Genomic DNA, 13,757 nt, shown 5'->3' on the forward strand with positions numbered 1-13,757 from the left:
CGGGACGGGAAGGGGCGGCGGGGGCGAAACCCTCCCCGCCGCGACGGCGGCACCGCACGGACGGAGAAGCCCGGCCGCAGCCCATCTGTGCACCGCCCACTGGCCGGGTACCCGTCCCCCCATGACACTGGAGAACGTGCGCACAGCCAGAGCGACGGCCGCAGCCGTCACCGCCGTGATAGGGGCCGGCGCCGCCGCAGTGGCCGCCGGCCGGTTCGCCAGCGACGCCGCCCTGAGGATCCCCTCGGGCCGGCCCCTGCCCACCGAGCCCGGGCTCACCGTCCACGCCACCGCCGCCGGCCAGGTGACCCTCACCCGCGACCTCGCCGCCCTGCGCCCCGGCCGCTACGGCCTCGTCGGCGAGCGGTTCCACGCGGTCGTGGGCCCCGTGCTGGCCGGCACGTCCCACTCCGCCGACACCGTCGTACGCCGCCTCGAACGCGTCACCTACGGAACGCCCGAGCCCGGCGACCGGGCCCGCTTCACCCCGAACGTCCACGTCGGCGACCCGGCCACCGCGCTCGGCGTCGACCACACCGTCCTCGACGTGCCGGGCGAACTCGGGCCGCTGCCCACGTGGTTCGTGCCCGGCGCCCGGGACACCTGGGTGATCGCCGTGCACGGCCTCGGCGCCACCCGCGAACACGTCCTCAACGTGCTCGACGCCCTGCGCCGCAACCAGTTCCCGGTGCTCGTCCCCGCCTACCGGGGCGACCCCGAGGCGCCCCGCTCCCCGGACGGGCTCAACCACCTCGGCGAGACCGAGTGGCGCGACCTCGATGCCGCGCTGCGGCACGCCGTCGACTCCGGCGCCCGCAAGGTGGTCCTCTACGGCTGGTCCACCGGCGCGACCATGGCGCTGCGCACCGCCGCCCGCTCGGAACTGCGCGAACACGTCGCCGGGCTGCTCCTGGACTCCCCGGTGCTCGACTGGGAGTCCACCCTGCGCGCCCTCGCCGGCGCCCGCCGCACCCCCGGCGTCCTCCTGCCGCTCGCCGTCCGCGCCGCCCAGGGCCGCACGGGGCTGTACGGCGACCACCGGCCCGGCGCGGTACGCCTGGACGGCGTCGCGATCCCGACGCAGATCTTCCACGGCCCCGACGACACGGTGGCGCCCTGGCGGTTCTCCCGCCGTCTCGCCGCCGCCCACCCCAACACGGTCACCCTTCAGACCGTCAGGGGCGCCCCGCACGCCGCGATGTGGAACGCCGACCCGGCCGCGTACGAGGAGTCGCTGCGCAGGTTTCTCGTGCCGCTGATGTGAACCGGCGCGCCGTGCGGATGCCCTCCCCGCGGGCCCGTCCCGGGAGTGCCGCGGCGGGTGCCGCGACGGGCGGTTCGGCGGGCGGCGCGAGGGGCGGTGCGAGGGGCGGTGCGGGGGATTCCGTTTAGGGCCGGACCGTTGGCCGGATCGGGCCCCTCCTGCACCGTCCGGGGCGGGACGGCGGCGGACGCCGGGGCGTCCCCCGGCATTCCGTTTGGGTTTTCGGACCGTCAACCGGAAGACTGCACCCGTGACGTCCCGTATCCCGCGCGACTCCAGGCTTCGACTCGTCCGCCCGCGACCCCTGGCCGCCGCCCCCGCCGCGATGCAGCAGCGGCGTGCGCGCCGCCCCGCGCCGCGCCCCCCGGAGGGCACGCCCGCACCGGCCGAGCTGGCCGGAATGGCACGCTCCGTCCTGGCCGCGGCCGCCCGTGTGGCCCGCTGGGCCGACCGCGCCCTCGGCCCCGGCGGCGACAGCGCCACCGCCGACGGCAAGGCCACCCTGTCCGACGCGACCGCCCGCCGTGCCGCCGACGCCCTCGGCCTGACCACCGATCAGGTCCGGGCCGACTGGGACACCGCCCGGCTGGCCGGCCTCATCGAGGTGCACGGCGACAGCGCACGCCCCGGCTGGCGGCTGCGCGCCTGGGACCGCGACGACAGCGCCGTGCTGCGCGGCTGGGTCGCCCTCTGCGACGCCTGGTCCCTCGCCTGCCCCGAACCCGAGGACCACGAGCCCGCCGCCGTCGCCGAGGTCGTGACGGCCATGCCGCAGGTGCTGTCCTTCCTCCAGCTGTCCGCGGGCCCGGTGCCCGTGCCGCAGCTGCTCGACCTGCTGGAGCAGCGGGTCACCGAACTGCGCACGGAGCGCTGCGAGGTGGACTACGAGCCGCGGCCCGGTACGCCCGCCGTCGCTCCGGAGCCGCGCCCCGCGCCCGCCGCCGACGCCCCGCTCCAGCCCCTCCTCGACTGGGCGCTGCGCGCCCTCGCCTCCGTCGGCGCGCTCACCTACGGCGACGGCCAGGCCACCCTCACGCCGCTCGGCAGCTGGGCGGTGTGGGTCAAGCTGGAGCAGATCTGCGTCGCCGCGCAGAGCCCGGCGGGCAACATCGAGCAGGGCGCGGAGGACATGCTGCGCGGGTGCGCGCAGCTCCGCCCGGCCGCGGCCCGCGCCGAGTACCGCGCCTGGCTCGCCGCCCGGCCCGTCGGCAGCGCCGTCACCGAGCTGATCGCCGCCGCCCGCGGCGAGGACGCCCTGCTGCGCGGCCTCGCCTTCGAGGCGCTCCGGGTGGTCGGCGCCCCCGCCGAGCCGGAGGTGCGCGCCGCCCTCGACGAGCCCGCGCTGCGGCCGTACGCGCTGCTGTGGCTCGCCGAGCACGACGGGATGGACGCCGAGGACGCCCACGAGGTGCTCACCCGGGAGGAGGCGACCTGGCTGTGGGTGGACACGGCCGCCGCGGTCGCCGACCACGGGGAGGCCCCGCTGCTGCTCCGCCATCTGGAGACCGCGGTCCAGCCCACGGTCCCGTCCCTCCTCGACGAGGTCCGAGCGGTGGGCCACCCCCGCACGGTGCAGGTTCTGGTGGCCCTGGCAGCGGCCCACCCGGACCCTGCCTTCGCGAAGGCGGTCCGAAGAGCGGCGTTCCAGGTCCACAAGGGCGGCTGACCCCGCTACGCGGGGCGCCTTCACATCAACGCCGTGCCGCCGGCGGCCGGGGGCTGTTGTTGGCCGGTCGCGCAGTTCCCCGCGCCCCTGAGGGCGCCGCCGCCTGCGGGCAGTCGTGCCGCTGGGGCGATGGGGGAGGGTGGGCGCAGCACACCCTCCAGCAGGCCTGCGCCGCACCTCCCTACGGCCACTGGGGTGCCGGGGACTGTTGTACGCCGGGTGCGGCCGCGTTGTGGCTGGGCGCGCCGTTCCGCGCGCCCCTTGCGGGGCGGTGCCCCCGCCGCCTGCGGGCCTGCGCCGCACCTCCGTGCGGCCACTGGGGTGCCGGGGACTGTTGTACGCGGGGTGCGGCCGCGTCGTGGCTGGTCGCGCAGTTCCCCGCGCCCCTTACGGGGCGCTGCCTCCGCCGCCTGCGGGCCCGCGCCTCATCCCCGTGCGGCCACCGGGGTGCCGGGATCTGTTGCACGCCGGGTGCGGGCCGCGTCGTGGTTGGGCGCGCAGTTCCCCGCGCCCCTTGGGGCGTCTCCTCACGCGCCCGCCTCCGGCGCATACGTCCCGAAGCTCCACACGTTGCCCTCCACATCCCGCGCCATGTAGTCCCGCGACCCGTAGTCCTGGTCCGTCGGCGGCATCAGGATGTCCACCCCCTGCTCCACCGCCCGCCGGTGATGCGCGTCGACGTCGTCCACGACGACATACACCCCCGCAGGCCCCGCCCCCTTCATCGCCGTGTCGAACACACCTCCGCGCCCCTTCGACCCCAGCATCACCATCCCGTTGCCGTAGGACAGTTCGGCGTGCTCCACCGTCCCGTCCTCGCCCTCGTACACCGACACCTCCGTGAAGCCGAGGCCCTCCGTCAGCTGCCGGATCGCCGCCTTCGCGTCCGCGTACAGCAGCGTCGGGACGACACCCGGCCGCGAGCTGCCCGTGCCTGCCATGGTGATCACTTCCTCGTGTCCGGAGCGCACCGGGATGTCCCGGCAGTCGCCAGTGTGACACCGGTCACCGACAACCGCCGGGAGGAAACCAGAGCAGGCCAAGAGCAAGCCGCAGGCGGAAAAGCGCTTGCACCGCCCCGTTAGAATGGCCCGCATGGCCATTCTCCTCGCGCATTAGACGGCGGGAACGCCCTCAGCCGCCCACCGCCACCTACACACCTGCCCTGGAGTCTGTCCGTGATCTCCGCCTCCGGCATCGAGCTGCGCGCCGGTGCCCGCGTCCTCATCGAAAGCGCCACCTTCCGCGTCGCCAAGGGCGACCGCATCGGCCTCGTCGGCCGGAACGGCGCGGGGAAGACCACCCTCACCAAGGTCCTCGCCGGCCAGGGCATCCCCGCCGCCGGCACGGTCACCCGCTCCGGCGAGGTCGGCTACCTGCCCCAGGACCCCCGCACCGGCGACCTCGACGTCCTCGCCCGCGACCGCATCCTCTCCGCCCGCGGCCTCGACGTACTGATCCGCAAGATGCGCGAGAACGAGCAGCGCATCGCGAACGGCCAGGGCGCCACCCGCGACAAGGCGCTGCGGCAGTACGAGCGCCAGGAGACGGAGTTCCTCACCAAGGGCGGGTACGCCGCCGAGGCCGAGGCCGCGACGATCGCCGCCGCGCTGAACCTGCCCGACCGGGTGCTCGGCCAGCCGCTGCACACCCTCTCCGGCGGTCAGCGCCGCCGCGTCGAGCTCGCCCGGATCCTGTTCTCCGACGCGGACACCCTGCTGCTCGACGAGCCGACCAACCACCTCGACGCCGACTCGATCGTCTGGCTGCGGGACTACCTGAAGACCTACCGCGGCGGCTTCATCGTGATCTCCCACGACGTCGACCTGGTCGAGACGGTCGTCAACAAGGTGTTCTACCTGGACGCCAACCGCGCCACCATCGACGTCTACAACATGGGCTGGAAGCTCTACCAGCAGCAGCGCGAGGCCGACGAGAAGCGCCGCCGCCGCGAGCGGCAGAACGCGGAGAAGAAGGCCGCCGCGCTCAACGCCCAGGCCGACAAGATGCGCGCCAAGGCGACGAAGACGGTCGCCGCGCAGAACATGGCCCGCCGCGCCGAGAAGCTGCTGTCCGGCCTGGAGGAGGTGCGCCAGTCCGACAAGGTCGCCAAGCTGCGCTTCCCCGAGCCCGCGCCCTGCGGCAAGACCCCGCTGACGGCGGAGGGCCTGTCGAAGTCGTACGGCTCGCTGGAGATCTTCACCGACGTCGACCTGGCGATCGACAAGGGCTCCCGGGTCGTCATCCTGGGGCTGAACGGCGCCGGCAAGACCACCCTGCTGCGGCTCCTCGCGGGCGTCGAGCAGCCCGACACGGGCGCCGTCGTCCCCGGCCACGGCCTGAAGCTCGGCTACTACGCGCAGGAGCACGAGACCCTCGACGCGGACCGCACGGTCCTGGAGAACATGCGCTCGGCCGCGCCGGACATGGACCTCGTGGAGGTCCGCAAGGTGCTCGGCTCGTTCCTGTTCTCCGGCGACGACGTCGACAAGCCGGCCGGCGTCCTTTCCGGCGGCGAGAAGACCCGTCTCGCGCTGGCGACCCTCGTCGTCTCCTCGGCGAACGTCCTCCTGCTCGACGAGCCCACCAACAACCTCGACCCGGCCAGCCGCGAGGAGATCCTCGGCGCGCTGCGCACCTACAAGGGCGCGGTCGTCCTCGTCACCCACGACGAGGGCGCCGTCGAGGCGCTCCAGCCGGAGCGGATCATTCTGCTGCCGGACGGCGTCGAGGACCTGTGGGGATCCGACTACGCGGACCTGGTCGCGCTCGCCTGACCGTCCGACCGCCGGTCCGCCGGTCCGCCCCTGCGGGCCACTGCGCCGTCACCCGTAATTGATCGAATGCGTGATCCACTGCGTATGGATCATTCGGCCCATCGGTGATCCATCAATCGTGTGAGATCTCCTCATCCCGAGGTGTGTCCTACACGGATTTCGCGGCCGGATCCTCCTTGAACGAGGGTCCGGCCGTCGCGCCTTTCTGACCTGCGGATATCCGGAGAAACCCGTTCGGCGGTCGCGCGGAAGCCGCTTGGAATTCTCGATTCCGGATGTGGGGACACGCTCCCGTCGTCACAAGGTTGTCTTATCGACCTTGCCGAATGGGTGGCCATCGGGCCCGGGAGGGGTGATCATGAGGAGACCAGAGCGCACTTCCCATGAGGAGGCACGGGTGGCCGAGACTCTGAAGAAGGGCAGCCGGGTGACCGGCGCCGCGCGCGACAAGCTCGCGGCAGACCTGAAGAAGAAATACGACGCCGGTGCGAGCATCCGGGCGTTGGCCGAGGAGACCGGCCGCTCGTACGGATTCGTGCACCGCATGCTGAGCGAGTCGGGCGTCACGCTCCGAGGGCGTGGCGGGGCGACACGGGGCAAGAAGTCCCCTTCGGCCTGACCCCGGGGCCCCGCGGACCCGATGGTGGCCACCCGGCCGGCCGTCCGACCGGCCGGGTGGTTACTGTGCAGTCACTTAGACGACCGCACCCATCGGAGGCGCCCCATGGCTTCGTCCCCCCAGGACCTCGGTCCGGTTCTCGACAAGGACGGCGTACGGCTCACCGTCGACGACGCGATCGCCACGGTGACGCTGACCAACCCTGCCAAGCGCAATGCGCAGAGCCCCGCTCTGTGGCGGGCGCTGGCCGAGGCGGGGCAGCTGCTGCCCGGATCCGTCCGGGTCGTGGTGCTGCGCGGGGAGGGCAAGTCGTTCTCCGCCGGGCTCGACCGGCAGATGCTCTCGCCCGAGGGAATCCCCGGCGAGCCGTCGTTCGTCGATCTCGCGCGCAGTGACGACGCCGCGCTGGACGCCGCCATCGTCGGCTACCAGGACGCGTTCACCTGGTGGCGGCGCAACGACATCGTGTCCATCGCCGCCGTGCAGGGACACGCCATCGGGGCCGGCTTCCAGCTGGCCCTCGCCTGTGACCTGCGCATCGTCGCGGACGACGTGCAGTTCGCCATGCGCGAGACCAGCCTCGGCCTGGTGCCCGACCTGACCGGCACGCACCCCCTCGTCGGCCTCGTCGGCTACGCCCGCGCGCTGGAGATCTGCGCGACCGGGCGCTTCGTCTCGGCCGAGGAGGCGGTGACCATCGGCCTGGCCAACCTCGCCGTGCCCGCCGCCGACCTCGACGGGGCGGTGCAGGACCTCGCCGCGGCGCTGCTGGCCGCGCCGCGCGACGCCGTGATCGAGACGAAGGCGCTGCTGCGCGGCGCCCCGGGCCGCACCTACGACGAGCAGCGCGGCGCCGAGCGCGCCGCCCAGGCCCGCCGCCTGCGCGACCTGGCCGGCCTCGGCGAGTAGACGGGCGGCCGTGACCGGCCGAAGGCGCCGGGTCAGTCCAGGTCGGTGACCAGGACGGCCACCGTCGGCCGGTCCGGCCCCGCGGCCGCCACCGCGGCCCGCACGGCCCGCGCCACCTCCAGCGGGCGGAACCCCGCCGCGACGGCGAGATCCACGCGCGCGTGGCGGCGCGGCAGGGCGTCCCCGGTGGCCGGCGCCCGCTCGCCGAGCCGCACCGGCCGCCCCCACACGCCCGTCAGCCGGCTCACCCCGGGCACCTCGAGCACCACACCGGCGACGCGATCCGCCTCCGAGCCGCCGCCGTCCTCCGAGGTGTCCGACACCCCCGCCGCCCCGGCGGCGGCGTGGCCGGCCTCCTGCGCCGCTCCCGGGGTGACCGACGCCCCGGCCGTCGCTGCGGCCCCGGCCGGTTCCGCCGTACCGCCCGCCGGTTCCGTCGTACCGCCCGCGAGCTCTGTAGTACCGCCCGCTCCGGTCCGTTCCGCCGCCGGCTCGGTGTCGAGCAGGTCCGTCACCCGCAGGTCCACCTCCGTCACCTCCAGGCCGATCCGCTCCGTCGCGGTGACCGCCAGGGCCGCGCGCAGGCGCGACACCGTCTCCGGGAGGGGCCACGCCGCCGTCGCCGCGAACTCGGCGGTGAGCCGCAGAGGGCCCGGGGGCAGGGCGCTCGGCGGCGCCGGGACGGCCGGCTCGGCCGCCGCACCGGGATCGGCGAGGCCGATCCGGATCCCGTCCATCCGAACCTCGGGCACGTCCCGTTCCGCCGCGCGGCGCAGCACCGCGCCCGCCGCCCGTTCCGCGATCCACGCCCCGTCGTGCCGCCCGCCCAGCGGCAGGAATCTGCCCAGCCCCACCTGTTGCCGCACCATCCGCGTCCACCGGTCCGCCGTCATTCCTCCAGCCTGCCGTATCAGTGGAGCGAAACGGGGCAACCGCGCATACGGTGGTCGAAGGAGGACGACCGAAGGGATGTGTGGTGATGACCGACATGACCGAAGGCGGCTCGGTACGGGCTCCTGACACCGACAAGGCGCTCGGCGACTCCGGCGCACGCCGGGGACAGGGCACACGGCGCGGCGGCGGCGACCCGGCGAGCCGGGGCCGTACCACCATCGCCGACGGAGTGGTGGAGAAGATCGCCCATCTCGCCGCCCGGGACGTCCTGGGCGTGCACGCCATGGGCAGCGGTATCTCCCGCACGTTCGGCGCCATGCGCGAGCGGGTGCCCGGCGGGTCGAAGTCGACGACCCGCGGGGTGAAGGCCGAGGTCGGCGAGGTGCAGACCGCGCTGGACCTGGAGATCGTCGTCGACTACGGCGTGTCCATCGCCGACGTCGCCAGGGACGTACGGGAGAACGTGATCGCGGCCGTCGAGCGGATGACCGGCCTCGAGGTCGTCGAGGTCAACATCGCGGTGAGCGACGTGAAACTGCCCGACGAGGAGGAGGACGAGCCCGAGACCCGACTGCAGTAGGACACGCTGAGCGGAGGAGCGAGGCATGAGGATGGCCGTCGTCGGCATGATCGCCGGCATGGCGTTGGGCTTCGCCGGATACTTCGGCGGATTCGGGGCTTTCCTGCTGGTGGCGGCCCTGGGCGCGGTGGGTTTCGTGGTCGGCCGGCTGCTCGAGGGCGACCTGGACCTCGGTGACTTCTTCCGTCCCCGTGACGAAAGGCGGCGGTGACGGAGGTGGGCGCGGGGGCCGTGGAGCTCGGCGGGGACCCGCGGACCGTTGCGCCGGGGGAGCGCGGGGAGACCACGATCGCCGACCGGGTGGTCGCGAAGATCGCGTCCCAGGCGGCGCGGGAGGCCGTCGGCGCGCTGCCGCGGGACGCCGAGCCGCCGCACGCGAGCGTCGTCGTCCGGCACGGCAGCGCACGCGTGCGGGTGCACGTCGAACTCGACTTCCCCGGTGACATCGGCGGCCGCTGCGCGCGCGTGCGGCGGCGGATCGTGGAGCGGGTGCGTGACCTCGCGGGGATGTCCGTTCCGGAGGTCGTCGTGCAGGTGGAGCGGCTGCACCTGGGCGACCATCTCGACACGGCGGGCGGGAGGACGCCATGAGCGGCACGCCGGACACGACGGCAGGACCGGCGCCGCCGACCGCGGAGAGCGGCGCGACCCTGGGCGGCGCGAGCGGCGCACGCCGTCGCTTCTGGTCCGCCCGCCGCGTTCCGGCGGGCCTGCTCGCGCTGGTGGTCCTGGCGATCGCGGGCCTGTTCCTCTACGACATCGCGGCGGTACGCGCGCACCGGCCCGGGATGAGCTGGCGGCACGACCTCGCCCGGCAGCTGGCCGAGCGGCACCTGGACGACGTGTGGGTGCTGACCGGGGCGGCCGTCGCCGCCGCGCTCGGCCTGTGGCTGCTGGCGCTGGCCCTCACCCCTGGACTGCGGTCCGTGCTGACGATGCACCGCACCCACCCCGACGTCCGCGCGGGCCTCGACCGGGACGCCGCCGCCACCGTGCTGCGGGACCGGGCGCTCGAGGTGGCCGGCGTCCAGTCGGTGCGGGTGGCCGTGAAGCGGAAGAGGACGGACGTGCGGGCGGTGTCGCACTTCCGGGACCTGGACGAGGTACGGGACGACCTGACCGCCGTGCTGGAAGGGGCGATCCGGGGGCTGGGCCTGGCCCGGCCGTCCCCGCTGACGCTGCACGTGCGGCGGCCCGGCCGGAAGGGACGGTGACCGTGAGCACGACCGTCAACCGTGTGCTGCTGGCGCTCGCAGGCCTGGTGCTGTTCGCGCTGGGCGGCTCGGTGCTGGCGATCGGTCTGGGCGCACCCGCGCCCTCCTGGTGGCTGCACGACGGCCGCGACGACGTGCTGCTCGACGACTCCGAGCGGACCCGGTGGCAGGATCAGGGCTGGTGGTGGCCGGTGGTGATCGCCGCGCTCGCCGTGGTGGTCCTGCTCTGCCTGTGGTGGCTGGTCTCCGTGCTCCGCCGCCGGCGCATGCCGGAGGTCCTCGTCGACACCGGCGACGGGGAAGGGGCGGCGGTGCGGGGCCGCGCCCTGGAGCACGCGCTCGCCGAGGAGGCCGGCCGTCAGGACGGCGTCGCCGAGGCCCACGTCCTGCTCACCGGACGCCGCGGCACACCACGGACCCGCGTCGTCCTGCTCCTGGAACCCCACGTGGACCCCGGCACGGCCCTCGACGCGTTCACGGCGGGCCCCCTCACGCACGCCCGGGAGTCCACCGGCCTCAAGGCCCTCCCGGCGGAGGTCCGGCTCCGGGCGGTGAAGCACCGCCCGGAGCGCGTCACGTGAGTGTCAGAACCCGTGCCGGGAGCCGCCGTCCACCGGGAGCATCACGCCCGTGACGTACGACGCGGCCGGAGAGAGGAGGAACGCCGCCGTGCGGCCGAACTCCTCCGGGGTGCCGTAGCGGCGCAGCGGGATGCGGGACTCGGCCGCCTGGCGGGTGGCCTCCGGGTCGGCGGACAGGGAGTCCAGCTCGCGCACCCGGTCGGTGTCGATCCGGCCGGGCAGCAGGCCCACGACGCGGATGCCGCGCGGACCCAGCTCGTCGGCGAGGGACTTGGCGAGACCGGCCAGGCCCGGGCGCAGCCCGTTGGAGATGGTCAGGCCGGGGATCGGCTCGTGCACCGAGCCGGACAGCACGAAGCCGATCACACCGCCCTCGCCCAGCTCCGCGGCGGCCGCGCGGGCCAGCCGCACCGCGCCGAGGAACACCGACTCGAACGCCGCCTGCCACTGCTCGTCCGTGGTGTCGGCGACGAACCCCGGCGGGGGCCCGCCCACGCTGACGAGGACGCCGTCGAAGCGGCCGAACCGCTCCCGCGCGGTCGCGATCAGCCGCTCGGGAGCCGCGGGGTCGGCGTTGTCCACGGCCACCCCGGCCACCGCGTCCGGCCCCAGAGCGGACACGGCCTCCGCGACGGCGTCCTCCTTCCGCCCCGTGACGACCACCTTCGCGCCCTCGGCGACGAGCGCCCGCGCGGAGGCGTGGCCCAGCCCGCGGGTCGCCCCGGTGACGACGTACACCCGGTCCTTCAGTCCAAGATCCATGGCCCTATCCTGCCTCCTCGTCGCCGAACAGGGCGAGGGCGCTGTTCACCAGGCCGATGTGGCTGAACGCCTGCGGGAAGTTGCCCAGCAGCCGGCCGTTCACCGTGTCGTACTCCTCCGCCAGCAGCCCCACGTCGTTCGCCAGCCCCAGCAGCCGCTCGAACAGTTCGCGGGCCTCCTCGGTCCGGCCCGTCATGTGCAGCGCGTCCACGAGCCAGAACGCGCACGCCAGGAACGCGCCCTCCTGACCGGGCAGCCCGTCCAGGTCGGCGGCGTCCGGGGTGTAGCGGCGTACGAGACCGTCCTGGCCCAGCTCCGTGCGGATCGCGTCGATGGTGCCGAGCACCCGGGGGTCGTCCGGCGGCAGGAAACCGACCCGGGGGATCAGCAGCAGCGCCGCGTCCAGCTCGCGCGAACCGTAGGACTGCGTGAACGTGTTGCGCTCCGGGTCGTAGCCCTTCTCGCACACCTCCCGGTGCACCTCGTCGCGCAGCGCGCGCCACTCCTCCAGGTCGCCGTCCAGCTCCGGGAACTTCTCCATCGCGCGCACCAGACGGTCGGCCGCCACCCACACCATCACCTTGGAGTGCACGAAGTGACGCCGCCCGCCGCGCACCTCCCACAGGCCCTCGTCCGGCTGACGCCACGCCGTGCGCAGGAAGTTCAGCAGCACCGACTGGAGCGCCCACACGTCGGGCTGCGCCGACAGCCCCGCGCGCCGGGCCAGCGCCAGGGAGTCCACGACCTCCCCGTACACGTCCAGCTGAAGCTGCTTCACGGCGTCGTTGCCGACCCGTACGGGGCTGGCGCCGTTGAAGCCGGACAGCCACGGCAGTTCGAACTCCGGCAGCCGGCGCTCGCCCGCGAGCCCGTACATGATCTGGAGGTCCGCCGGGTCGCCGGCGACCGCGCGGAGCAGCCAGTTGCGCCAGGCCTCGGCCTCCTCCACGTAGCCGGCGGCGAGCAGCGCGCTCAGGGTGAGCGTGGAGTCCCGCAGCCAGCAGAAGCGGTAGTCCCAGTTCCGTACGCCGCCCGGCTCCTCCGGCAGGGAGGTGGTGGCCGCGGCGACGATCCCGCCGGTGGGACGGTAGGTGAGCGCCTTCAGCGTGATCAGGGACCGCACCACCATGTCCCGGTGCGGCCCCCGGTAGCGGCAGCGGGACGCCCACGCCTGCCAGTCCTTCAGGCTGTGCCGCAGCGAGGCGTACGGGTCGACCAGCGCCGGACGGGGCTCGTGCGAGGGGTGCCAGGTGAGCACGAAGGCGACCCGCTCGCCCTCCTTCACCGTGAACTCCGAGTGGGTGCCCAGGTCCTCGCCCCAGGTACGCACCTCCGGCACGCTGCGCAGCCACGCCGAGTCGGGCCCGGCCACCGCCACCCGGTGCCCGTCCGCCTTGCGCACCCAGGGCACGACCGAGCCGTAGTCGAACCGCAGCCGCAGCGTGCTGCGCACGGTCACCTCACCGCTGATCCCCTGCACGATCCGCACCACGTCGGGCGCCGTGTGCCGTTGCGGCATCAGGTCGGTGACCTGCACGGTGCCGTCGGGCGTCTCCCACACGGTGTCCAGCACCAGCGAGTCCTCGCGGTAGGCGCGGCGCGTGCACCGCTCCTGGCCCGGCGGGGCGATGCGCCAGTGCCCGTTGTTCTCGTCGCCGAGCAGCCGGGCGAAGCAGGCCGCCGAGTCGAAGCGGGGCAGGCAGAGCCAGTCGATCGAGCCGTCGGTGCCCACCAGGGCAGCGGTCTGCTCGTCGCCGATGAGCGCGTAGTCCTCGATATGCAGCACGGGGTGCGGGTTCCCGGCCTCAGGGTGCCGCAATCAGCCCGGAGGCCGGGGGAGTGACGGACCGTCGGCCGCGGCGGCGCCCAGGCCGGAGTAGATCACGCCGGGTTCGGCGGGCGTCCGGTTCAGCACCCACAGCCCGATCAGCGTGGCCAGCGTGAAGACGACGGCGACCAGCACGGTGAGCACCAGCCGGCGGCGGCGCTCCCGGCGCAGCCACTCGCCGCGCGCGGTGCGGTAGGCGTCCGGGTCGGGCAGCACCCCGCCGGCCAGGGCGTGCAGGGCGTCGGCCAACTCCCGTGCGGTGCGCTCCTCGTCCGCCGGGCGGGGCGGTTCGGACCGCTCGTGCCCGGGCCGCTCGTGGCCGGTGCGGTCCTGTCCGGTGCGGTCCTGGCCGGTCCCACGCGACGGAGTCGCGTCCTGATGCTTCATCGCCGGGCCTCCATGGCCTGGGTCAGCGCGGCGATGCCGCGTGAGGTGTGCGTCTTGACGGAGCCGCGGGAGATGCCCATCGCGGCGGCGATCTCGGCCTCCTTCAGACCGAGCCAGTGGCGCAGCACCAGCGCCTCCCGCTGCCGCGCCGGAAGCTGCTGGAGCGCGTCGATCAGCACCCGCTGGTCGTCCCGCAGCAGCGCGGTGTTCTCGGCGGACGCGACGGTGGGCTCGGGCGGGGAGGCCGGACGCTCCTCGGACCGGCGGACGGACTGG

At 74.5% G+C, this 13,757-nt stretch carries 16 protein-coding genes; 10 read left to right on the forward strand and 6 right to left on the reverse strand.

Features of this window, described 5'->3' with window-relative positions:
* Positions 1–136 precede the first annotated feature (136 nt).
* Together CCN29_RS27450 and CCN29_RS27455 are read left to right on the forward strand one after the other, a co-directional pair.
* Entirely contained in the window at positions 137–1,264 is a 1,128-nt protein-coding gene (locus tag CCN29_RS27450; protein WP_031019928.1) for an alpha/beta hydrolase, read from the forward strand.
* 250 nt (positions 1,265–1,514) lie between these two features.
* Positions 1,515–2,930, forward strand: coding sequence for a hypothetical protein (locus CCN29_RS27455; protein ID WP_199810539.1), 1,416 nt, complete (start codon positions 1,515–1,517; stop codon positions 2,928–2,930).
* A gap of 527 nt (positions 2,931–3,457) precedes the next feature.
* Here CCN29_RS27455 and CCN29_RS27460 read toward each other — a convergent pair.
* Positions 3,458–3,871 carry a VOC family protein gene (locus CCN29_RS27460; protein ID WP_031019930.1) on the reverse strand — a complete coding sequence of 138 codons (414 nt, stop codon included), beginning with the start codon at positions 3,869–3,871 and terminating at the stop codon, positions 3,458–3,460.
* A 237-nt stretch (positions 3,872–4,108) separates the two neighbouring features.
* Between CCN29_RS27460 and CCN29_RS27465 the strand changes: the two genes are divergently transcribed.
* The 3 genes from CCN29_RS27465 to CCN29_RS27475 all read left to right on the forward strand — a co-directional run bounded on the left by CCN29_RS27465 (position 4,109) and on the right by CCN29_RS27475 (position 7,235).
* Positions 4,109–5,707: an ABC-F family ATP-binding cassette domain-containing protein gene (locus tag CCN29_RS27465; RefSeq protein ID WP_006132658.1), complete on the forward strand. Its 1,599-nt coding sequence runs from the start codon at positions 4,109–4,111 to the stop codon at positions 5,705–5,707.
* Between the two features lie 397 nt (positions 5,708–6,104).
* The gene (locus CCN29_RS27470) at positions 6,105–6,326 is read left to right on the forward strand and encodes a helix-turn-helix domain-containing protein (RefSeq protein ID WP_006132657.1); all 222 of its coding nucleotides are present in this window, start codon (positions 6,105–6,107) and stop codon (positions 6,324–6,326) included.
* Positions 6,327–6,431: 105 nt separating this feature from the next.
* On the forward strand, positions 6,432–7,235 hold the full coding sequence (locus CCN29_RS27475) for an enoyl-CoA hydratase/isomerase family protein (RefSeq protein ID WP_086685284.1): 804 nt from the start codon (positions 6,432–6,434) through the stop codon (positions 7,233–7,235).
* Between the two features lie 32 nt (positions 7,236–7,267).
* Here the strand turns inward: CCN29_RS27475 and CCN29_RS27480 are convergent, their stop codons facing one another.
* Positions 7,268–8,128: a hypothetical protein gene (locus tag CCN29_RS27480; protein WP_086685287.1), complete on the reverse strand. Its 861-nt coding sequence runs from the start codon at positions 8,126–8,128 to the stop codon at positions 7,268–7,270.
* 86 nt (positions 8,129–8,214) lie between these two features.
* Here CCN29_RS27480 and CCN29_RS27485 point away from each other — a divergent pair, with 86 nt between their 5' ends.
* Genes CCN29_RS27485 through amaP form a run of 5 tightly spaced genes read left to right on the forward strand, consistent with a single transcriptional unit; the run spans position 8,215 to position 10,504 of the window.
* Complete coding sequence (locus CCN29_RS27485) at positions 8,215–8,709, forward strand: Asp23/Gls24 family envelope stress response protein (protein WP_031019932.1); 495 nt, start codon at positions 8,215–8,217, stop codon at positions 8,707–8,709.
* A gap of 25 nt (positions 8,710–8,734) precedes the next feature.
* Entirely contained in the window at positions 8,735–8,920 is a 186-nt protein-coding gene (locus tag CCN29_RS27490; protein ID WP_026243403.1) for a hypothetical protein, read from the forward strand.
* Positions 8,917–9,300: an Asp23/Gls24 family envelope stress response protein gene (locus CCN29_RS27495; RefSeq protein ID WP_031019934.1), complete on the forward strand. Its 384-nt coding sequence runs from the start codon at positions 8,917–8,919 to the stop codon at positions 9,298–9,300. Before CCN29_RS27490 ends, CCN29_RS27495 begins: the two co-directional genes overlap by 4 nt.
* Positions 9,297–9,923, forward strand: coding sequence for a DUF6286 domain-containing protein (locus CCN29_RS27500; RefSeq protein WP_086685290.1), 627 nt, complete (start codon positions 9,297–9,299; stop codon positions 9,921–9,923). Before CCN29_RS27495 ends, CCN29_RS27500 begins: the two co-directional genes overlap by 4 nt.
* Positions 9,920–10,504 (forward strand): alkaline shock response membrane anchor protein AmaP, encoded by a 585-nt coding sequence (gene amaP, locus CCN29_RS27505; protein WP_006132645.1) that lies wholly within the window; start codon positions 9,920–9,922, stop codon positions 10,502–10,504. Before CCN29_RS27500 ends, amaP begins: the two co-directional genes overlap by 4 nt.
* A 3-nt stretch (positions 10,505–10,507) precedes the next feature.
* Here amaP and CCN29_RS27510 read toward each other — a convergent pair whose 3' ends face one another.
* The 4 genes from CCN29_RS27510 to CCN29_RS27525 all read right to left on the reverse strand — a co-directional run.
* The gene (locus CCN29_RS27510) at positions 10,508–11,266 is read right to left on the reverse strand and encodes an SDR family oxidoreductase (RefSeq protein ID WP_006132644.1); all 759 of its coding nucleotides are present in this window, start codon (positions 11,264–11,266) and stop codon (positions 10,508–10,510) included.
* 4 nt (positions 11,267–11,270) lie between these two features.
* Positions 11,271–13,049 (reverse strand): glycoside hydrolase family 15 protein, encoded by a 1,779-nt coding sequence (locus tag CCN29_RS27515; RefSeq protein WP_039987470.1) that lies wholly within the window; start codon positions 13,047–13,049, stop codon positions 11,271–11,273.
* Positions 13,050–13,085: 36 nt separating this feature from the next.
* Complete coding sequence (locus CCN29_RS27520) at positions 13,086–13,481, reverse strand: hypothetical protein (protein WP_006132642.1); 396 nt, start codon at positions 13,479–13,481, stop codon at positions 13,086–13,088.
* On the reverse strand, positions 13,478–13,757 hold a 280-nt coding region (locus tag CCN29_RS27525; RefSeq protein ID WP_143661390.1), incomplete at its 5' end, for a sigma-70 family RNA polymerase sigma factor. The genes CCN29_RS27525 and CCN29_RS27520, both read right to left, overlap by 4 nt.

This window comes from Streptomyces pseudogriseolus (genome assembly GCA_002154585.1).
GTDB classification, from domain to species: Bacteria; Actinomycetota; Actinomycetes; order Streptomycetales; family Streptomycetaceae; genus Streptomyces; species Streptomyces pseudogriseolus.